The sequence below is a fragment of the Pseudomonas triclosanedens genome (genome assembly GCF_026686735.1).
Lineage (GTDB): Bacteria > Pseudomonadota > Gammaproteobacteria > Pseudomonadales > Pseudomonadaceae > Pseudomonas > Pseudomonas triclosanedens.
In genome coordinates this window covers 5663402-5683246 of sequence record NZ_CP113432.1, presented here as the reverse complement: position 1 = coordinate 5683246, position 19845 = coordinate 5663402, and the positions used below count along the sequence as shown (strand labels likewise).

Sequence of the window (19845 nt, the reverse complement as noted above, 5' to 3'; positions counted from 1 at the left end):
ATGCATAAGATCACACACGGACTTTTGGGCGTTTTAGCCTCTGCCAGCATTATTGGACAGTCAGTGGCTGCAACTACGGCTATGGCAATGAAAGAGTATGTTGTTGATGATTGTCATTTCGCTTTCTCTGATCCATATAACGGACGCGGTGATGTCGACAATGAGAGTTCGGTTCATTCGGCGAGTTATATTTCATCTGTAGGGGGAGTAGGGATGCATTCGATCGGTGAAGTTTCTATTCGTTTCACCTGCAATACCAAGAAAGGGCGAAGTGCGTTCACCGAACTCGGGTTCGACAAGCACAACGGTGAGTGGAAGCTTATTCCAAATGAATATGATCCTAAAAATCTGGCTCAGGTAAAACTCTACCCTTTGGCTGGAAAAGGTACTGATGGTGCGGCAGCAACGGATAATCAAACCACTGGAGATGAAAACGAGCGGACACAAGGATTGTCATTCTGCCTGACTGACCAGAAACAAATTATTTGCGGAACTAGTTCGGCCGTTGGCTATGTGGCATACCCCAAACAATCCAGCTTGCCAAAAGTCCTTGAGCTTTTGAAAAGTATTAAGTTCCTCGATCCAGTTTCGCCCTAGCGTCGGCCCGATGACTGCCAGGTAGGCGGACGACAGGCGCGAATACGGTGTCGCAGCGGGCACGTCATTGCCAGTCCAGCCGCGCCAGTTTCCACTCGGAGCCGTCGCGCCACCATTCCAGTTTCACCGCGTAGTGCGCGGCGCTGTCGGGGATCAGGTTCTCGGCGCCGGTGAGGGCGACCTGCGCCTCGGTGTGACCGCGGTTGGAGTAAGTCGGATCGATGCGGTTGTCGGCGCTCAGGGCGATCACCTTCACCTGCTGGTGGCGCAGGAACAGCATGGTCATGGTACGCCTGGCCCAGTCGCGATCGTATTCGCCCTGGGCGCGGAAATCGCCGTGTAACTGTTGCATGACAGCATCAGTGTTCCTCGCCTCCAGGTTGCCTTGCAGGCGCGTTGCCGCGGCCTCCAGTTGTGCCTGCGGATCGTCCCTGGAACAGCCTGACAGCAGAAAACCGAACAGCAATAGAGATAGAAACAACTTCCTGCTCATCGGGCACCAACTCCTTTATGGGTTTTTCTCCGGCCCGAGTATCATGCCCGACACCGTGAGACCTGTTGATCCTTGATCAGAGCCGCGGTGCGGCAACAGGACTGCCCGCAAGTCACCAACAGGTCCTAGGATGGTTACAGGTCGGGGAGCGGCCGTAGCACTGATCCAGGAGCACGCCATGCAAGCTTTGTATCCGGAAATCAAGCCTTACGCTCGCCATGAACTGGCCGTCGAGGAGCCCCACGTCCTCTATGTGGACGAGAGCGGCACGCCCGACGGGCTGCCAGTGCTGTTCGTGCATGGCGGGCCGGGTTCCGGCTGCGATGCGCTGTCGCGGCGTTTCTTCGACCCCAACCTGTACCGTATCGTCACCTTCGACCAGCGCGGCTGCGGCCGCTCCACGCCCTACGCCAGCCTGGAGAACAACACCACCTGGCATCTGGTGCGGGACATCGAGCGTATCCGCGAGCACCTGGGCATCGACAAGTGGGTGCTGTTCGGCGGCTCCTGGGGGTCCACGCTGTCGCTGGCCTATGCCCAGGCACACCCCGAGCGCGTGCTGGCGCTGATCGTGCGCGGCGTCTTTCTGTGTCGTCCGCAGGACATCCAGTGGTTCTACCAGGAAGGGGCCAGCCGCCTGTTCCCGGATTACTGGGAAGACTACCTGGCGCCGATTCCGGCCGACGAGCAGGGCGACCTGCTGCAGGCTTTCCATCGCCGCCTGACCGGCCCGGACCAGATCGCCCAGATGCACGCGGCGCGCGCATGGTCTACCTGGGAAGGCCGCACCGCCACGCTGCGGCCAAATCCGGCGGTGGTGGATCGCTTCTCCGATCCGCACCGTTCGCTGTCCATCGCCCGCATCGAGAACCATTATTTCGTCAACGGCGGTTTCCTGGAGCCGAACCAACTGCTGCGCGACATGCACAAGATCGCCCATCTGCCGGGAGTGATCGTGCATGGCCGCTATGATGTGGTCTGCCCGCTGGACAATGCCTGGGCGCTGCACAAGGCCTGGCCCAACAGCGAACTGCAAGTTGTGCGCGACGCTGGCCATGCGGCGAGCGAGGCGGGTATCACCGACGCGCTGGTGCGCGCGACCAACGAGATTGGCCGTCGTCTGCTGAACCTCCCGCCGGAGGCTGAATGAAAGGGCTGATTCAGCGCGTGAGCGGCGCTCGCGTCGAGGTTGGCGGCGAGGTAGTCGGCGCTATCGATCACGGCCTGCTGGTCCTGGTGGGCGTCGAGCCGGAGGACAGCGAAGAGTCGGCGAACCGTTTGTTGCACAAGCTGCTTAACTATCGAGTGTTCGGCGACGATGAAGGTAAAATGAATCTTTCGTTGAGCGATGTCGGCGGCGGTCTGCTGCTGGTTTCGCAGTTCACGCTGGCCGCGGATACCCGGAAGGGGCTTCGGCCGAGTTTTTCCAGCGCGGCGCCTCCGGAAAGGGGCGCCGCGCTGTTCGATTTTCTCGTTGAGCAGGCGCGAGCCCGTCATTCCCTGGTCGCCACTGGCCGTTTCGGCGCCAACATGCAGGTTCATCTGGTCAATGACGGGCCAGTGACCTTTCTTCTGGAGGCTTGAACGCGCGGCAGCTTGTCATAACGCCGTGGGATGATGGTTAGGGCATATGCACATAGAACAATGGGTCTCCGGGAGACTGAATTACCCGCTGAAAAAATCGGGGAATCATTCAGGCTCACCGGGGTCGGAACTCAATCGTCGGCATTTTGGCATCGCTTTTGCCGGCTTTATCAGCTTCATGTTCACGGACGAGGGGGACTCGTGATTTTCCGTTCCGTTCAGCAACCTTTTTCCAGCAAGCTCCTGCGCGCGCTGGTCGGCTCCGCCCTCCTGGCGTTGAGCACCAGCCAGGCGTGGGCTTTCAATCTCGATGACGTGGCCGAAAAGGCCAAGGCCCTGGCAGGTGAGAAGTACAGCGCACCTACCAGCAATCTGCCATCGGAGTTCAGCGAAATGAAATTCGCCGACTACCAGCAGATTCGCTTCCGTAACGAGAAGGCCTACTGGGCCGATGAGAAGACACCCTTCAAGATCAGCTTCTATCACCAAGGCATGCACTTCGACACGCCGGTGAAGATCAATGAGGTCACTTCCACCAGCGTCAAGGAGATCAAGTACGATCCCTCCCGTTTCGACTTCGGTTCACTGAAGTTCGACGAAAACGCTACCAAGGACCTCGGCTACGCCGGTTTCCGCATCCTCTATCCGATCAACTCCCCGGACAAACAGGACGAGATCGCCACCTTCCTCGGCGCGAGCTACTTCCGCATCGTTGGCAAGGGCCACTGGTGGGGCCTGTCCGCCCGCGGCCTGGCGCTGGACACTGCGCTGCCGTCCGGCGAGGAATTCCCGCGCTTCCGCGAGTTCTGGATCGAGCATCCCAAGCCCTCGGACAAGCACCTGGTGATCTTCGCCCTGCTGGACTCGCCGCGCGCGACCGGTGCCTATCGCTTCATCGTGCGGCCGGGCAACGACACCGTGGTCGACGTGAAGGCCCGTGTCTATCTGCGCGACAAGGTTTCCAAGCTGGGCCTGGCCCCGCTGACCAGCATGTTCCTGTTCGGCTCCAACCAGCCGTCGGCGGAGCACAACTTCCGTCCCGAGCTTCATGACTCCACCGGCCTGCAGATCCATGCCGGCAACGACGAGTGGATCTGGCGCCCGCTGAACAATCCGAAACACCTCTCCGTCAGCGCCTACAGCGTCGAGAATCCGAAAGGTTTCGGCCTGCTGCAGCGCGGCCGCGAGTTCTCCCGCTACGAAGACCTGGACGATCGCTACGATCTGCGTCCGTCCGCCTGGGTCGAGCCGCAAGGTGACTGGGGTAAGGGCACCATCGAACTGGTGGAGATCCCGACGCCGGACGAGACCAACGACAACATCGTTGCCTTCTGGAACCCCGAGAAGCGCCCGGAGAACGGCGAGCCGCTGGACTTCGCCTATCGCATGCGCTGGACCAAGGACGAAGATGCCCTGCACGATCCGAAGAACTCCTGGGTCATGCAGACCATGCGTTCCGTGGGGGACGTGAAGCAGAAGAACCTGATCCGCCAGCCCGACGGCAGCGTTGCCCTGGTTGTCGACTTCGTCGGCCCGACCCTGAAAGCGCTGGCTGGCGATGCGCCGGTGAGCACCCAGGTGAGCACCGACGACAATGCCGAGGTCAAGGAGAACAATCTGCGCTACAACCCGGTTACCCAGGGCTGGCGTCTGACCCTGCGGATCAAGGTCAAGGATCCGAAGAAGCCGACGGAAATGCGTGCTGCGCTGGTGAATGGCGGCCAGACGATTTCCGAAACCTGGAGCTACCAGCTGCCTGCCGATGAATAACTCCACCTCTACGACGGCTCCGTTGGCCGACTACCTCGCGCACCTGCCGCTGTCCGAGCAGGAGCGCGAGCGTCTGGCCCAGGTCGATTCCTTCAGCGAGCTGCATGAGCAGCTCGCTGGCACCGCCCGCGAGGGCGGTGACAACGCCGCGCTGGCTTCGGTCGGCGCGCGTTTGCGTCATGGCTTCGGCCAGGAGCTGGACGACGCGCAAATGCTGGGGATGGACGATAACGGTCGCACCTACCTCAAGGCCGCGCCGCCGATCCAGCGTACCAAGGTCATTCCCGAGCCCTGGCGCACCAACCCGCTGGTCCGCGGCTGGCGTCGCCTGACCGGGCGCAGCAATCCGTCCAGGCCCTCGCGCGACCTGCCCAGGGCGCGCTGGCAGCGTGTCGGCTCCTGGCGCCGGTTCATCCTGGTGCTGCTGATGCTGGGGCAAACTACCGTCGCCACCTACTACATGAAGGGCATCCTGCCGTATCAGGGCTGGGCCTTCGTGGATCTGGAAGAAATTAACCGCCAGACCTGGCTGCAGACGCTGGAGCAGGTGCTGCCCTATGTCGTCCAGTTCGGTGTCCTGACGCTCTTCGCCATCCTGTTCTGCTGGGTTTCCGCTGGCTTCTGGACTGCCCTGATGGGCTTCTGGGAGCTGCTCACCGGGCGCGACCGCTACCGGATTTCCGGTAGCAGCGCCGGCAACGAGCCGATCGCAGCCGAGGCCCGTACCGCTATCGTCATGCCGATCTGCAACGAAGATGTTCCGCGCGTCTTCGCCGGTCTGCGCGCGACCTTCGAGTCGGTGGCTGCCAGCGGCGAGCTGGATCGCTTCGACTTCTTCGTGTTGAGCGACACCAACCAGCCGGACATCGCCGTAGCTGAGGAAAAGGCCTGGATCGAGCTGTGCAACGAGGCCAAGGGCTTCGGGCGCATCTTCTACCGCCGTCGTCGGCGCCGGGTGAAGCGCAAGAGCGGCAACATCGACGACTTCTGCCGCCGCTGGGGTGGCCAGTACAAGTACATGGTCGTCATGGATGCCGACAGCGTGATGAGCGGCGACTGCCTGACCAAGCTGGTGCGGCTGATGGAAGCCAATCCGGAGGCGGGCATCATCCAGACCGCGCCGAAGGCCTCGGGCATGGATACCCTCTATGCGCGCATGCAGCAGTTCGCCACCCGCGTGTATGGCCCGCTGTTCACCGCCGGCCTGCACTTCTGGCAACTGGGTGAGTCGCACTACTGGGGCCACAACGCGATCATCCGCATGAAGCCCTTCATCGAGCACTGCGCCCTGGCGCCGCTGCCGGGCAAGGGTTCCTTCGCCGGGGCGATCCTCTCCCATGACTTCGTCGAAGCCGCGCTGATGCGCCGCGCCGGCTGGGGCGTGTGGATCGCCTACGACCTGGAAGGCAGCTACGAAGAACTGCCGCCGAACCTGCTGGACGAGCTCAAGCGCGACCGTCGCTGGTGCCACGGCAACCTGATGAACTTCCGCCTGTTCCTGGTCAAGGGCATGCACCCGGTGCACCGCGCGGTGTTCCTCACTGGCGTGATGTCCTACCTGTCGGCGCCGTTGTGGTTCTTCTTCCTGGTGCTGTCCACGGCGCTGCTGGCGGTACACCAGTTGATGGAGCCGCAGTACTTCCTCGAACCGCGCCAGTTGTTCCCCATCTGGCCGCAATGGCATCCGGAAAAGGCTATCGCGCTGTTCTCCACCACCCTGACCCTGCTGTTCCTGCCCAAGCTGCTCAGCGTCATGCTGATCTGGGCCAAGGGTGCCAAGGGCTACGGTGGCGTGGTCAAGGTGACGCTGAGCATGCTCCTGGAGATGCTCTTCTCGGTGCTGCTGGCGCCGGTGCGCATGCTCTTCCACACCCGCTTCGTGCTGGCCGCCTTCCTTGGCTGGGAAGCGCAGTGGAAGTCACCGCAGCGCGATGACGACGATACCCCGTGGGGTGAGGCGATCCGTCGCCACGGCCTGCAGACACTGCTGGGCCTGTGCTGGGCGCTGCTGGTGGCCTGGCTGAACCCGCGCTTCCTGTGGTGGCTCTCGCCGATCGTCGGGGCCCTGATGCTGTCGATCCCGGTGTCGGTGATCAGCAGCCGGGTCAAACTGGGCCTGGCATCGCGCGACGAGAAGCTGTTCCTCATCCCCGAGGAGTACGACACCCCGCGCGAGCTGCGTGCCACCGACGAGTACACCTACCAGAACCGCTGGCAGGCATTGAAGGACGGCTTCCTCCGCGCAACCGTCGATCCGGTGCTCAATGCCCTGGCCTGTGCGATGGGTACTGCTCGCCACGGCAAGTCCGAGCCGATCGAGGCAATGCGTGCCGAGCGCGTGCAGAAGGCGCTGGATGCCGGTCCTGCGCAACTGGATGGCAGTGTGCGCCTGGCGCTGCTGAGTGATCCGGTGGCGCTGTCACGCCTGCATCTGGCGCTCTGGCAAGGCGACAAGGAGCAGTGGATCGGCCCGTGGCGGCAATCGCTGCAGGCTGACGCGCACGCTCCAGCCCTGCCGCTCGCTCCCGTGGCGGAGCCCGGCTCACTGGCGATGCCTGCCGCGCAATCCTGAATCCGGTCGACCTCGCCCGTCAGCGGCGAGGTCGACCTGCGGGTTCGCCTGTTTTCCCCGCGCGGCGCTACTGGTACCCTGCGCCAGCTATCCAGAAAAGATTGAGATGTACGGCGCATCGGGTACGCTTCGCACCCTTCTGGCGCGACCAGCCCCCGCGCCTGTCGGGCAGCGAATGCCCGGCTCGATCTATGGGAACAACAAGAAGTTCTTTCACTTGCTTGGGAGTTTGGGGATGAAAAAGTACCTGGCATCGCTGGTGATGGGCGTCTGCGCCCTGGTCGGCGTGGCTTCGGCACAGGCCGGCGCCATTGATGAAGCGGTCAAGCGCGGCACTCTGCGCGTGGGCATGGACCCGACCTATATGCCGTTCGAGATGACCAATAAGCGCGGTCAGATCGTCGGATTCGAAGTCGATCTGCTCAAGGCAATGGCCAAGGCCATGAACGTCAAGCTGGAGCTGGTTTCCACCGCTTATGACGGCATCATCCCTGCTCTGCTCACCGACAAGTTCGACATGATCGGCTCAGGCATGACCCTGACCCAGGAACGCAACCTGCGCCTGAACTTCTCCGATCCCTTCATCGTGGTCGGTCAGACGCTGCTGATCCGCAAGGAACTGGAAGGCGAAATCAAGTCCTACAAGGACCTGAACGATGCGAAGTACCGCATCACCTCCAAGATCGGCACCACTGGCGAGTTCGTCGCCAAGAAGCAGCTCTCCAAGGCCCAGTACCACGGTTTCGACAACGAGCCGGAAGCGGTAATGGACGTCGTCAACGGCAAGGCCGACGCCTTCATCTACGACTCGCCGTACAACGTCGTGGCCGTCAGCAAGTTCGGCGCTGGCAAGCTGGTTTACCTGGACCAGCCGTTCACATACGAGCCGCTGGCTTTCGGCCTGAAGAAGGGCGACTACGACTCGGTCAACTTCATCAACAACTTCCTCAAGCAGATTCACGAAGACGGTACTTACGATCGTCTGCATGACAAGTGGTTCAAGAGCACCGACTGGCTGAAGGACATGGAATAATCCACGTCCCAAGTTGGTCGACCCGACGCGCAGGCCCCGGCCTGCGCGTTCGCATTTTCACGGTAAAGATTCGTGGCTAGAACGAAACGCGCAACCTGGCCCTGGCATGGGCTGACCGGGCTGATCATTCTGCTGATCGGCCTGGCCATCTGGTATTCCACCTCTCTGATCTCCTACGAGTGGCGCTGGAATCGTGTCCCGCAGTACTTCGCCTACAAGGCGGAAGAGCCGCAGCGGGCGGACAACATCTCGCGAGTGGAGAAGGTCGAAGAGGATGGGCGCAATGTCCGCGTGACGCTGCAGGGCGAGGACGGCAGGCAGCAAGTCCTGAGCGTCGCCGCCGACAGCCTGCAGTTTTCCGAAAACGACGACGTCAGCGAAGGCGACGTGGTCGGCGTACAGCGCCACTGGGCCGCAGGCCCTCTGGCCTGGGGGTTGTGGACCACGTTGTGGATTTCCTTCGTCTCCGGCGCGTTCGGTCTGATCATCGGGCTGTTCACCGGCCTTTGCCGCCTGTCGAAGAACCCGACGCTGCATGACCTGTCGACGCTCTATGTCGAGCTGGTACGCGGCACACCGCTCCTGGTGCAGATATTCATCTTCTATTTCTTCATCGGCACAGTGCTGAACCTTTCCCGCGAGTTCGCCGGGGTGGCGGCGCTGGCGCTGTTCACCGGCGCATACGTGGCCGAGATCGTCCGTGCTGGCGTGCAGTCCATTGCCCGTGGCCAGGACGAAGCGGCACGCTCGCTGGGTCTTAACGCGGCGCAGTCCATGCGCCACGTTATCCTGCCGCAAGCCTTCAAGCGCGTGCTGCCACCGCTGGCCGGACAGTTCATCAGCCTGGTGAAGGACACCTCGCTGGTCTCGGTGATCGCCATCACTGAACTGACCAAGAGTGGCCGCGAGGCGATCACCACTTCGTTCTCCACCTTCGAAATCTGGTTCTGCGTCGCGGCGCTCTACCTGGTGATCAACCTGCCGCTGTCGCACCTTGCAGGTCGTCTGGAACGGAGGCTCGGCCAAAGTGATTGAAGTCCGCAACCTGACGAAGGTGTTCGATACCCGCGGGCAGGTCGTTCGTGCCGTCGACGACGTCACAACCGGCGTGGCCAAGGGCGAGGTAGTGGTGGTGATCGGGCCTTCCGGTTCTGGCAAATCCACGTTCCTGCGCTGCCTGAACGGCCTGGAAGAGTTCGACTCCGGTTCGGTGAGTATCGATGGTGTCGACCTCGCCAACCCCAGGACCGACATCAACGCCTACCGCCGCGAAGTCGGAATGGTGTTCCAGCACTTCAACCTGTTCCCGCACATGACCGTGCTGGAAAACCTCTGTCTCGCCCAGAAGGTCGTGCGCAAGCGTGGCAAGGCTGAGCGAGAGGCCAAGGCCAGGGCGTTGCTGGAAAAGGTCGGTATCGGTCAGAAGGCCGATGAGTACCCGTCGCGTCTTTCCGGCGGCCAGCAGCAGCGCGTCGCCATCGCTCGCGCGCTGTGCATGGATCCGAAGGTCATGCTGTTCGACGAACCAACCTCGGCGCTCGACCCGGAGATGGTTGGCGAGGTGCTGGACGTGATGAAGACCCTCGCACTGGAAGGCATGACGATGGTTTGCGTCACCCACGAGATGGGCTTTGCACGTGAAGTGGCGGACCGGGTGTTGTTCTTCGATCACGGCAAGCTGCTGGAAGACGCCTCCCCGGCGGAGTTCTTCGCCCAGCCCAAGGATACGCGCGCACAGACCTTCCTGCGGCAAGTGCTCTGAGGTTCGATGCTGTTATGAAAAAGCCGCCTTCGGGCGGCTTTTTCATGCCCTGGGCCGTGATCGGCGGAGGCGGCACCGAATACCGGAAGCGAGGCGGGTCGATTTGCCCCCGTCAATGCTGTCGCGCACCGCTCGAGGGGGATCGCCTGGCTCCGCGCCGTTTTGCGGACTTGCCAGGTGCTCCCGCGGAGACTTGTGGGCAAAAAGAAACCGCCCCGGAGGGCGGTTTCTTCTGTAGCGTCAGTCGCGGTTGCGGGTCAGCAGCGCGGGGCGCTCTGTCTTGCGTCGCGGTTCGAGCTCTTCCAACTGCTCGGCAGTGGGGAAGCGATCGGTGCGGATCAGGTCGCGCTTGTTGATAACGACCGGCTGACGGGTCGGCTTGGCCGCGCCGTACTCGCTCGGTTCGCGCAGCGGCGCGTCATTCATCCGCGAGGTGGATGCCTTGCCACCGCGCTTGCGCTGGCCCTGCTTGCCTTGGCCATTGTTGCCGCCCTGGCCGCGAGCGCCGCTGCCGTTGGGCTTCCTGGCAGCCTTGCCTTGTCCACGGTTCTGCCCATTGCCCTGGCCTTGGCCGCCGCCCTGGCCGCCCTGGCCGCGAGCGCGTTGCTGGCCCTGGTTCTGGCCTTGCCCCTGGCCCTGACCGCCACGGCGGCGCTGGCCGCGTTGCTGGTCCTTGTCCGGGAACGGGCTGACATAGTCGGCGCGGTTGCCGAAGTTGTCGAAGTCGTCGTCGAGGAATTCTTCCGGGTCGCGGTTACCGTCGACCTTCGGTGCGCGAGTCGGTTTTGGCTGCTGCTGGCGAGGTTGGCGGGATTCGCGTGGTTGGGCGTTGCTGCTCGGCTGGGCATCGCCGCCCTGGCCGTCACCTTTGCGCTTGCCGCGCCCGCCGCGACGGCGGCGCTTGCCGGCGGGTTTGTCACCCTGTTCGGCTTCGCCTTCGGAGGGGGCGGCGGCATTCGCCTGCTCTTCGCTCTGCGGTTTGTCCCTGTTGCGGTCCTTGCGTTCGCCGCGCTTGGCCTTGTCTTTGCGCGGCTGGCGCTGGGAGGTTTCCTTCGGCTCTGGCTGCTGGACTTCCGGCAGTACGGCGTCGGGGTCGAAGCCCTGCATGTCACCATCAGGGATGCGTTGCTTGGTCAGGCGTTCGATGGCCTTGAGCAGCTTCTCCTCGTCCGGCGCCACCAGCGAGATGGCCTCGCCCGTGCGACCGGCGCGGCCGGTGCGGCCGATGCGGTGGACGTAGTCTTCCTCGACGTTGGGCAACTCGTAGTTGACCACGTGGGGCAGTTGGTCGATGTCCAGGCCGCGGGCGGCGATATCGGTGGCGACCAGGATACGTACGTCGTTAGCCTTGAAGTCGGCCAGGGCCTTGGTGCGTGCGTTCTGGCTCTTGTTGCCGTGGATCGCGGCAGCCGGCAGGCCATGCTTGGTCAGGTACTCGGCGAGGCGGTTGGCGCCGTGCTTGGTGCGGGTGAACACCAGTACCTGCTCCCAGGCGCCGACGGTCACCAGGTGCGCCAGCAGAACGCGCTTCTGCTGCGCGGGGACACGGAATACGCGCTGCTCGATGCGCTCGACGGTGGTGTTCGGCGGGGTGACCTCGATGCGCTCCGGGTTGTGCAGGAGCTTGTTGGCGAGGTCGACGATGTCTTTCGAGAAGGTCGCCGAGAACAGCAGGTTCTGGCGCTTGGGCGGCAGCTTGGCGAGGACTTTCTTCACGTCATGGATGAAGCCCATGTCGAGCATGCGGTCGGCTTCGTCGAGGACGAGGATCTCCACATGGGACAGGTCGATGCTGCCCTGGCCGACCAGATCGAGCAGGCGGCCGGGGCAGGCGACGAGCACGTCGACGCCCTTGGAGACGGCCTGGACCTGCGGGTTCATGCCGACGCCGCCGAAGATGCAGGCACTCTTGAGCGGTAGGTCGCGGGCGTAGATCTTGAAGCTGTCATGGACCTGGGCGGCCAGCTCGCGGGTCGGTGTCAGGACCAGCACGCGGGCCTGGCGCGGCCCGTGGCGATGCTCGCGGTCAGGGTGGCCTTCGGGGAACAGGCGTTCGAGAACCGGGAGGGCGAAGCCGCCGGTCTTGCCGGTGCCGGTCTGGGCGGCAACCATCAGGTCGCGGCCTTGCAGTACGGCGGGAATGGCTCGTTCCTGTACGGGAGTGGGCTGCGCGTAGCCGGCGGCTTCGACAGCGCCAGCCAGGGCCTCGGAGAGACCGAGGGAAGTAAAGGACATGCGGGGTTCCTGTAGGCCGGCGACCTGCCGGCTCGAGGGCGCGTGGTTCTACGCTCGGGGCGAGCGCTCAGCCGATGGCTGCAAGCACTCCGTCCACGATACGCCGGCGTTGCGCTGGCCGGGATCGAGGACGGTTAGCCCGGAGCAATGATCCTCAGCGTGGGAGCTTGAGGTTGTTCCAGAGTGCCAGGCTGGGGTCAGCCTGGTTCAGCGTGTAGAAGTGCAATCCGGGTGCGCCGCCTTCGAGAAGGCGTTCGCACATTTCGGTGATCACCTGCTCGCCAAAGGCCTGGATGCTGGCGGTGTCGTCGCCGTAGGCTTCCAGTTGCTTGCGAATCCATCGAGGGATTTCCGCGCCACAGGCGTCGGAGAAGCGGGCCAGCTTGGTGTAGTTGGTGATCGGCATGATACCCGGTACGACCGGAATGCTGACACCGAGTTTCTCCGCACGCTCGACAAAATGGAAGTAGCTGTCGGCGTTGAAGAAGTATTGTGTGATCGCGCTATCGGCGCCGGCTTTGACCTTGCGCACGAAATTGGCGAGATCATCCTCGAAATTGCGTGCTTGTGGGTGAACTTCCGGATAGGCGGCAACTTCGATGTGGAAGTGGTCGCCGGTCTCGGAGCGGATGAATTCCACCAGTTCGTTGGCGAAGCGCAGCTCGCCGCTGGCCATGCCCATGCCCGAGGGCAGGTCGCCACGCAGGGCGACGATGCGGCGGATGCCGGCATCCTTGTAGTGGGCGAGCAGGGCGCGCAGTTCGGCCTTGGTATCGCCGACGCAGGACAGGTGCGGCGCTGTCGGAACCTGCACGTCACCGTCGAGCTGCAGCACGGTGGTGAGGGTGCGGTCGCGGGTCGAGCCGCCGGCACCGTAGGTGCAGGAGAAGAAATCGGGTTTGTACGCGGCCAGTTGGCGAGCGGTCGCCAGCAGTTTTTCGTGGCCGGCTTCGGTCTTGGCGGGGAAGAACTCGAAGCTGAAACGGCGTTCGTTCTGACTCATGGTCGTTCCTTCGGTGCTGCGTCGTCGCGCAGCGACCGGTATGTGCCGTCGACTTCAGAAGTAACGGCGATAGTTGTCTATCTTCTCGCGCAGTCGCTCGGCGCTGGGCTCGTGCGCGTGGCCGAGTACGGCCAGGATGCGCTGCGACTCCGCGTGATACTCGCTGATCTTGCTCCGCGCCCAGGTGGAGGGTGGCGGTTGCAGGTTGGTGATCCGGTCGCACAGCTTGACGATCGCATACTGCGGCGCGGCGCTGGCCAGCCTGCCAAGGTAGTTCTCCAGCGACAGTTTGCCGCCGTCCGCTGCCTTGCTCAGCCGCTGGGCTCCTTCCGCAACGAAGGCGCCGAAACGCGTTTGCAGTTGTTCGAAGCTTACCGAGGTGTCTTCGAGCACATCGTGCAGCAGGGCGATCTGGACGGTCTCCGCCAGGCGTTCGATGGACGCTTCGCGGTCGGCCGCCATGACTTCGTTGGCCACCATTGCCAGGTGGACCGCGTAGGGTAGCGTCGAGGCGGTCAGCGTCTGGCCAGCGTGAGCGCTGGCGGCGAAGAGCCAGGCCTGGTTGTAGCTATCCTGCAGGTTCATTGTTTCCAGTCCGCATATGGCAACGGGGCAGACGATTGCTCGTCTGCCCCTTGGCACATCAGTAGCGGTAGGTGTCCGGCTTGAACGGGCCTTCCACGGTCACGCCGATGTACTCGGCCTGTTTCGGGGTAAGTTGGGTGACTACGCCACCGAAGCCTTTGACCATCTCCAGCGCTACTTCTTCGTCGAGCTTCTTCGGCAGTACTTCGACGGTCAGGCGCCGGGCTTTGTCTTCGGCGGACAGCTCGGCGAACTTCTGCTCGAACAGGTGGATCTGGGCCAGCACCTGGTTGGCGAAGGAACCGTCCATGATGCGCGACGGGTGGCCGGTGGCATTGCCCAGGTTCACCAGGCGGCCTTCGGCCAGCAGGATCAGGTAGTCATCGTTGTGCGGGTCGAAGCCGTCCTTGCCGGTACGGTGGATCTTGTGCACCTGCGGCTTGACCTCTTCCCAGGCCCAGGTCTTGCGCATGAAGGCGGTGTCGATCTCGTTGTCGAAGTGGCCGATGTTGCAGACCACGGCGCGCTTCTTGAGGGCCTTCAGCATGCCGGCGTCGCAGACGTTGACGTTGCCGGTGGTGGTGACGATCAGGTCGATCTTGCCCAGCAGGGCGGCGTCGACGCTGGCTTCGGTGCCGTCGTTCAGGCCGTTCTTGTAGGGAGATACGACTTCGAAGCCGTCCATGCAGGCCTGCATGGCGCAGATCGGGTCGACTTCCGATACCTTCACGATCATGCCTTCCTGACGCAGGGACTGGGCGGAGCCCTTGCCCACGTCGCCGTAACCGATCACCAGGGCCTGCTTGCCCGACAGCAGGTGGTCGGTGCCGCGCTTGATGGCGTCGTTGAGGCTGTGACGGCAGCCGTACTTGTTGTCGTTCTTGCTCTTGGTGACCGAGTCGTTGACGTTGATCGCCGGGACTTTCAGGGTGCCGGCCTTGAGCATGTCGAGCAGGCGGTGCACACCGGTGGTGGTCTCTTCGGTAATGCCGTGGATCTTCTCCAGCATCGCCGGGTACTTCTTGTGCAGGATCTCGGTCAGGTCGCCGCCGTCGTCCAGCACCATGTTGGCGTCCCACGGCTGGCCGTCCTTGAGGATGGTCTGCTCGATGCACCACTCGTACTCTTCCTCGGTCTCGCCTTTCCAGGCGAATACCGGGATGCCGGCAGCGGCGATGGCGGCTGCGGCCTGATCCTGGGTGGAGAAGATGTTGCAGGAGGACCAGCGTACTTCGGCGCCCAGGGCGGTCAGGGTTTCGATGAGCACGCCGGTCTGGATGGTCATGTGGATGCAGCCCAGGATTTTTGCGCCCTTGAGCGGCAGTTGGCCGGCGTACTTGCGGCGCAGGCCCATCAGTGCCGGCATTTCGGACTCGGCGATGATCAGCTCGCGGCGGCCCCATGCGGCCAGGGAAATATCGGCGACTTTAAAATCGGTGAAACCGGCAGGCGTCATGACAGCGCTCATGCGTAACTCTCCATTCGTTGTCTGCGAATGGGCGCCGTTGATGCGTTTACAGCACCGGGATTCGGTACTGTGAGCGCGCTCCGTTCGAGCCTGACAAGTCGGGGTTGCCGACCTGCTGCAGCGCCCCTCGAACGGAAGGCGGGAGCGACCGGGAAGTCGCTTGAGGGGGCGATTATAGCGGCGCCTTGAGCATCGCCCAAGTCCGGCGTGCGCCGCCGGTCAGCGGAATGTGATCTCCGCCGGCTTCCAGCGACGGGGCCGTGAAAACCCGGCGCTGGAAGCCAGTCAGGAGATGCTCGTTAGCGCCCCGCCGGGAGCGGGGCGCGCAATCAGATGACGCCGTCCGCGCGCAGCTTGCCGATGGTCGCTTCATCCAGGCCCAGCAAGCCTTCGAGGATTTCGTGGGTGTGCTGGCCGAGGGTCGGCGGCGCGTTGCGGTACTGCACCGGGGTTTCGGAAAGGCGGATCGGGCTGGCCACCTGCGGCACGCTGCCGGCCAGCGGGTGCGGCAGGTCCAGGCGCAGGCCGCGGGCGATCACCTGCGGGTCGGCGAATACCTGGGCCAGGTCGTTGATCGGGCCGCAGGGCACGCTGGCCTGCTCCAGCACGGCGATCCACTCGGCGGTGGTGCGCATCACGGTGGCCTGGCGGATCAACGGGATCAGCACTTCGCGGTGAGCCACGCGCGCCTGGTTGGTGGCGAAACGCTCGTCGGTGGCCCATTCCGGGTGGCCGGCCAGTTCGGCGAACTTGCGGAACTGCCCGTCGTTGCCGACGGTGAGGATGAAGTCGCCGTCCGCGGTGGGGAAGTCCTGGTAGGGCACGATGTTCGGGTGCGCGTTGCCCAGGCGACGCGGCGGGTTGCCGGTGGTCAGGTAGTTCAGGGTCTGGTTGGCCAGGCAGGCGACCTGTACGTCCAGCAGCGCCATGTCGATGTGCTGGCCGATACCGCTGACATCGCGGTGGGCCAGGGCAGCGAGGATCGCGGTGGAGGAGTAGAGGCCTGTGAGGATGTCGGTCAGCGCTACGCCGACTTTCACCGGGCCGGCGCCTTCCTCCGCGTCGGAGCGGCCGGTCAGGCTCATCAGGCCGCCCAGCCCCTGGATCATGAAGTCGTAGCCGGCACGCTTGGCGTAGGGGCCGAACTGGCCGAAGCCGGTGATCGAGCAGTAGATCAGCTTCGGGTTGATCGCCTTCAGCGACTCGTAGTCCAGGCCATAGGCCGCAAGGCCGCCAACCTTGAAGTTCTCCAGCACGATGTCGGCATTGGCCGCCAGTTCGCGAACCAGGCGCTGGCCTTCGGGCTGAGTGAAATCGATGGTCAGGGACTTCTTGTTGCGGTTCGCCGACAGGTAATACGCCGCTTCGCTGGTATCGCGACCGTCTGCGTCTTTCAGGAACGGCGGGCCCCAGGCGCGGGTGTCGTCGCCACTGCCGGGGCGCTCGATCTTGATCACCTCGGCGCCGAGGTCGGCGAGGATCTGCCCGGCCCAGGGGCCGGCGAGGACGCGGGAGAGGTCGAGGACACGGATGTGCGAAAGGGCGCCGGACATGGAATCACCTGCAACGTGAATTGGGGCGGGGAGGGGGCGGTGCGGGGACTCCACGTCCCTCCCCGGGGCCTCTCGGGCGAGAGGTAAAACGTGCGCCGACCTTTCAGGATCGGCGCGAGGCGCTTAGAAGAACGCCTGGATGCCGGTCTGGGCGCGACCAAGGATCAGCGCGTGGACGTCGTGGGTACCTTCGTAGGTATTGACCACTTCCAGGTTGACCAGGTGGCGGGCGACGCCGAACTCGTCGGAGATGCCGTTGCCGCCGAGCATGTCACGGGCCATGCGCGCGATGTCCAGGGCCTTGCCGCAGCTATTGCGCTTCATGATCGAGGTGATTTCGACGGCGGCGGTGCCTTCGTCCTTCATGCGGCCCAGGCGCAGGCAGCCTTGCAGGGCGAGGGTGATCTCTGTCTGCATGTCGGCCAGCTTCTTCTGGATCAGCTGGTTTGCGGCCAGCGGACGGCCGAACTGCTTGCGGTCCAGGGTGTACTGGCGTGCGGTGTGCCAGCAGGCTTCGGCTGCACCCAGGGCGCCCCAGGAGATGCCGTAGCGAGCGGAGTTCAGGCAGGTGAACGGGCCGCGCAGGCCGCGAACTTCGGGGAACGCGTTCTCTTCGGGGACGAACACGTTGTCCATCACGATCTCGCCGGTGATGGAGGCGCGCAGGCCGACCTTGCCGTGGATGGCCGGAGCGGACAGACCTTCCCAGCCTTTCTCCAGGACGAAGCCACGGATCTGGCCTTCGTCATCCTTGGCCCAGACCACGAAGACATCGGCGATCGGGCTGTTGGTGATCCACATCTTGTTGCCGGTCAGGCGGTAGCCGCCGTCGACCTTGCGGGCGCGGGTGATCAGCGAGCCCGGGTCGGAACCGTGGTTCGGCTCGGTCAGGCCGAAGCAGCCGATGTATTCGCCGCTGGCCAGCTTGGGCAGGTACTTCTGGCGAGTGGCTTCGTTGCCGAACTCGTAGATCGGCACCATCACCAGGGAGGACTGCACGCTCATCATCGAGCGATAGCCGGAGTCGACACGTTCGACTTCACGGGCGATCAGGCCGTAGCAGACGTAGTTCAGGCCGCTGCCGCCGTATTCGGCGGGGATGGTCGCGCCGAGCAGGCCGGTTTCGCCCATCTCGCGGAAGATTGCCGGGTCGGTCTGCTCGTGGCGGAAGGCTTCCAGCACGCGAGTGGCCAGCTTGTCCTGGGCGAACTGGTAGGCGCTGTCGCGCACCATGCGCTCTTCTTCGGTGAGTTGCTGATCCAGCAGCAGCGGATCTTCCCAGTTGAAGCTTGCTTTGGTGGCCATGAAGAAAACCTCGGAACAGACAGTGAAAGACCCGCTCAAGTCTAGGCGGGCTGGGTGTGGGCCATCCTAGTCAGCCGTCGGGAAGCCGGGCAACCGATTAATTTGCACGCTGTTGTGCTATTTTTTCACTCCGTAATTGTGTCGGTGATGAGCGAACAGGCGTTTGAATGGCATTTTCAGGCGCTTCTGCCGGTTTGGCCGTATCACGAGATTCCGAAGAGGCATTCGATGCGACGTAAAATCCCGACCACCGCAGCGTTGGTCGCCTTCGAGTCAGCCGCCCGCCATGAAAGCTTCACCAAGGCCGCCGACGAGCTGTCGCTGACCCAGAGTGCGATATGCCGGCAGATCGCCGCGCTGGAGGAGTTCTTGGGTGTCGAGCTGTTTCGCCGCTCGCGTCGCGGGGTGAAACTCACCGAGGCCGGCTTGAACTACAGCCGCCGGGTCGCCGCGCGGCTCGACGCGGTGGAGCGCGACACCCTGGCGGTGATGGGGCAGCAGGGCGGCGGTACGCTGGAGCTGGCGGTGGTCCCGACCTTCGCCACCCAGTGGCTGCTGCCGCGCTTGAAGGATTTCAAGCGCCTGCACCCGGAAGTCACGGTGAATCTGACCAACCGCACCCGGCCATTCCTGTTCGCCGACACGGAGTTCGATGCCGCGCTGTACTTCGGCGATGGCGTCTGGTCCGGTACGGTGGCCAACTTCCTCATGCACGAGAACCCGGTGCCGGTGTGCAGCCCCGAACTGCTGGGCGGGCGCACCGAGCTGTCTGCCGCCGAAATCGCAGGGTTGCCGCTGATGCAGCAGACCACCCGGCCCTATGCCTGGCGCCAGTGGTTCGGTTCGCTGGGCATGAGTGTCGCCCACGATATGGGCGGTACCCGCTACGAACTGTTTTCGATGCTCGCCCAGGCGGCCATGCACGGCATGGGCGTGGCGCTGATTCCGCCGATGCTGATCCAGCAGGAGTTGGCCGATGGCAGGCTGATCGTGCCGATGCAGCATGCCTATTTGAGCGAAAACGCCTATTACCTGATGATTCCCGAACGCAAGGTGGAATCGGTGACGCTGGGCGCGTTCCGCGACTGGCTGGTCGACGAGGCGGCGCAGTACCGCGCCGAAGCGGGTCTTGGCTGAACATCTGCTGCGCATCGGCAAACCGCGTTGTAAACAGCTCATTCACAGAGCCTGGACTTCGCCTGTTTGATTCGGTGGCGCTCACCCCTCGGTTGTTACTCCCGCTGGTCGTTGCGCCTTGTTCAGCTTTAGCTTGCGAGATGTTGAACTGACTCTGAGTCATGGCAAGGTATCTGGCGCCGGAGCGGGCCAGACTTGCGTAGCCGGCGGGGCTTTCCCCGTCATCGCGCTCACGAGGCGCAACCTCCCAACAAGGAGTACACATGAATTTCCATACCCGTAAATGGGTCAAGCCCGAAGATCTCAACCCGAATGGCACCCTGTTCGGCGGCAGTCTTCTGAAGTGGATCGACGAAGAAGCGGCGATCTACGCCATCGTCCAGTTGGGCAACCAGCGTGTGGTGACCAAGTTCATCTCCGAGATCAACTTTGTCAGCTCCGCGCGCCAGGGCGACATCATCGAGCTGGGGATCACCGCCACCGAGTTCGGGCGCACCTCGATCACCCTGACCTGCGAAGTGCGCAACAAGATCACCCGCAAGAGCATCCTCACGGTCGACAAGATGGTCTTCGTCAACATCGGTCCGGATGGCCAGCCGGCCCCTCACGGCCGCACCGAGATCAAGTACATCAAGGACCAGTTCAAGGATGACGCCATCCCGCAGCCCTGACCGGCCGCCGGGTGATTGCCTGCGGGCCCGGAGCTAAACCGATCCGCGGCGAAATCCTTTGCATTTGCGTCGATTGA

The 19845-nt window shown here is 63.4% G+C and carries 17 protein-coding genes and 1 riboswitch; of the genes, 10 read left to right on the top strand and 7 right to left on the bottom strand.

Annotation, left to right across the window (positions count from 1 at the left end; genetic code table 11):
- Positions 1-597 (top strand): hypothetical protein, encoded by a 597-nt coding sequence (locus OU419_RS26330; protein WP_254476192.1) that lies wholly within the window; start codon positions 1-3, stop codon positions 595-597.
- 64 nt (positions 598-661) lie between these two features.
- On the opposite strand, the gene OU419_RS26325 is transcribed toward OU419_RS26330, so the two are convergent.
- Positions 662-1090: a hypothetical protein gene (locus tag OU419_RS26325; protein ID WP_254476194.1), complete on the bottom strand. Its 429-nt coding sequence runs from the start codon at positions 1088-1090 to the stop codon at positions 662-664.
- Between the two features lie 178 nt (positions 1091-1268).
- On the opposite strand from OU419_RS26325, the gene pip reads away from it, so the two are divergent.
- The 7 genes from pip (at position 1269) to OU419_RS26290 (ending at position 9811) form a co-directional block, all read left to right on the top strand.
- Positions 1269-2240, top strand: a complete 972-nt coding sequence (gene pip / locus OU419_RS26320; RefSeq protein WP_254476196.1) for a prolyl aminopeptidase — start codon at positions 1269-1271, stop codon at positions 2238-2240.
- Entirely contained in the window at positions 2237-2674 is a 438-nt protein-coding gene (gene dtd / locus OU419_RS26315; RefSeq protein WP_254476198.1) for a D-aminoacyl-tRNA deacylase, read from the top strand. Before pip ends, dtd begins: the two co-directional genes overlap by 4 nt.
- A 243-nt stretch (positions 2675-2917) precedes the next feature.
- Complete coding sequence (locus OU419_RS26310; protein ID WP_254476327.1) at positions 2918-4444, top strand: glucan biosynthesis protein G; 1527 nt, start codon at positions 2918-2920, stop codon at positions 4442-4444.
- Positions 4437-7016: a glucans biosynthesis glucosyltransferase MdoH gene (gene mdoH, locus OU419_RS26305; RefSeq protein ID WP_254476200.1), complete on the top strand. Its 2580-nt coding sequence runs from the start codon at positions 4437-4439 to the stop codon at positions 7014-7016. The genes OU419_RS26310 and mdoH overlap by 8 nt, the downstream gene beginning before the upstream one ends.
- Positions 7017-7251: 235 nt before the next feature.
- Positions 7252-8049: a transporter substrate-binding domain-containing protein gene (locus tag OU419_RS26300; RefSeq protein WP_254476202.1), complete on the top strand. Its 798-nt coding sequence runs from the start codon at positions 7252-7254 to the stop codon at positions 8047-8049.
- A 72-nt stretch (positions 8050-8121) separates the two neighbouring features.
- Positions 8122-9084: an amino acid ABC transporter permease gene (locus OU419_RS26295; protein WP_254476204.1), complete on the top strand. Its 963-nt coding sequence runs from the start codon at positions 8122-8124 to the stop codon at positions 9082-9084.
- Positions 9077-9811: an amino acid ABC transporter ATP-binding protein gene (locus OU419_RS26290; RefSeq protein WP_254476206.1), complete on the top strand. Its 735-nt coding sequence runs from the start codon at positions 9077-9079 to the stop codon at positions 9809-9811. The genes OU419_RS26295 and OU419_RS26290 overlap by 8 nt, the downstream gene beginning before the upstream one ends.
- Before the next feature lie 240 nt (positions 9812-10051).
- Here the strand turns inward: OU419_RS26290 and OU419_RS26285 are convergent, their stop codons facing one another.
- The 6 genes from OU419_RS26285 to OU419_RS26260 form a co-directional block, all read right to left on the bottom strand.
- Positions 10052-12046 carry a DEAD/DEAH box helicase gene (locus OU419_RS26285; RefSeq protein ID WP_254476208.1) on the bottom strand — a complete coding sequence of 665 codons (1995 nt, stop codon included), beginning with the start codon at positions 12044-12046 and terminating at the stop codon, positions 10052-10054.
- Between the two features lie 154 nt (positions 12047-12200).
- On the bottom strand, positions 12201-13049 hold the full coding sequence (metF, locus tag OU419_RS26280; protein WP_254476209.1) for a methylenetetrahydrofolate reductase [NAD(P)H]: 849 nt from the start codon (positions 13047-13049) through the stop codon (positions 12201-12203).
- A gap of 54 nt (positions 13050-13103) precedes the next feature.
- Positions 13104-13634 (bottom strand): HD domain-containing protein, encoded by a 531-nt coding sequence (locus OU419_RS26275; RefSeq protein WP_254476211.1) that lies wholly within the window; start codon positions 13632-13634, stop codon positions 13104-13106.
- A 58-nt stretch (positions 13635-13692) separates the two neighbouring features.
- The gene (gene ahcY, locus OU419_RS26270) at positions 13693-15102 is read right to left on the bottom strand and encodes an adenosylhomocysteinase (RefSeq protein WP_254476213.1); all 1410 of its coding nucleotides are present in this window, start codon (positions 15100-15102) and stop codon (positions 13693-13695) included.
- A 22-nt stretch (positions 15103-15124) separates the two neighbouring features.
- Positions 15125-15237: riboswitch (S-adenosyl-L-homocysteine riboswitch) on the bottom strand.
- A 194-nt stretch (positions 15238-15431) separates the two neighbouring features.
- Positions 15432-16655, bottom strand: a complete 1224-nt coding sequence (locus OU419_RS26265) for a CaiB/BaiF CoA transferase family protein (RefSeq protein ID WP_254476215.1) — start codon at positions 16653-16655, stop codon at positions 15432-15434.
- Positions 16656-16778: 123 nt separating this feature from the next.
- The gene (locus tag OU419_RS26260; protein ID WP_254476217.1) at positions 16779-17960 is read right to left on the bottom strand and encodes an acyl-CoA dehydrogenase; all 1182 of its coding nucleotides are present in this window, start codon (positions 17958-17960) and stop codon (positions 16779-16781) included.
- Positions 17961-18188: 228 nt separating this feature from the next.
- Here OU419_RS26260 and OU419_RS26255 point away from each other — a divergent pair, with 228 nt between their 5' ends.
- Both OU419_RS26255 and OU419_RS26250 read left to right on the top strand, forming a co-directional pair.
- Positions 18189-19097 carry a LysR family transcriptional regulator gene (locus tag OU419_RS26255; protein WP_254476218.1) on the top strand — a complete coding sequence of 303 codons (909 nt, stop codon included), beginning with the start codon at positions 18189-18191 and terminating at the stop codon, positions 19095-19097.
- Between the two features lie 263 nt (positions 19098-19360).
- Complete coding sequence (locus tag OU419_RS26250; protein ID WP_015479269.1) at positions 19361-19768, top strand: acyl-CoA thioesterase; 408 nt, start codon at positions 19361-19363, stop codon at positions 19766-19768.
- Positions 19769-19845: the final 77 nt, after the last annotated feature.

Bases quoted from the DNA above. Each gene is read 5' to 3' on its own strand.
- OU419_RS26330 (WP_254476192.1), top strand. From the start codon at position 1: ATGCATAAGATCACACACGGACTTTTGGGCGTTTTAGCCTCTGCCAGC.
- OU419_RS26325 (WP_254476194.1), bottom strand. From the start codon at position 1,090: ATGAGCAGGAAGTTGTTTCTATCTCTATTGCTGTTCGGTTTTCTGCTG.
- pip (WP_254476196.1), top strand. From the start codon at position 1,269: ATGCAAGCTTTGTATCCGGAAATCAAGCCTTACGCTCGCCATGAACTG.
- dtd (WP_254476198.1), top strand. From the start codon at position 2,237: ATGAAAGGGCTGATTCAGCGCGTGAGCGGCGCTCGCGTCGAGGTTGGC.
- mdoH (WP_254476200.1), top strand. From the start codon at position 4,437: ATGAATAACTCCACCTCTACGACGGCTCCGTTGGCCGACTACCTCGCG.
- OU419_RS26300 (WP_254476202.1), top strand. From the start codon at position 7,252: ATGAAAAAGTACCTGGCATCGCTGGTGATGGGCGTCTGCGCCCTGGTC.
- OU419_RS26285 (WP_254476208.1), bottom strand. From the start codon at position 12,046: ATGTCCTTTACTTCCCTCGGTCTCTCCGAGGCCCTGGCTGGCGCTGTC.
- metF (WP_254476209.1), bottom strand. From the start codon at position 13,049: ATGAGTCAGAACGAACGCCGTTTCAGCTTCGAGTTCTTCCCCGCCAAG.
- OU419_RS26275 (WP_254476211.1), bottom strand. From the start codon at position 13,634: ATGAACCTGCAGGATAGCTACAACCAGGCCTGGCTCTTCGCCGCCAGC.
- ahcY (WP_254476213.1), bottom strand. From the start codon at position 15,102: ATGAGCGCTGTCATGACGCCTGCCGGTTTCACCGATTTTAAAGTCGCC.
- OU419_RS26265 (WP_254476215.1), bottom strand. From the start codon at position 16,655: ATGTCCGGCGCCCTTTCGCACATCCGTGTCCTCGACCTCTCCCGCGTC.
- OU419_RS26260 (WP_254476217.1), bottom strand. From the start codon at position 17,960: ATGGCCACCAAAGCAAGCTTCAACTGGGAAGATCCGCTGCTGCTGGAT.
- OU419_RS26255 (WP_254476218.1), top strand. From the start codon at position 18,189: ATGCGACGTAAAATCCCGACCACCGCAGCGTTGGTCGCCTTCGAGTCA.
- OU419_RS26250 (WP_015479269.1), top strand. From the start codon at position 19,361: ATGAATTTCCATACCCGTAAATGGGTCAAGCCCGAAGATCTCAACCCG.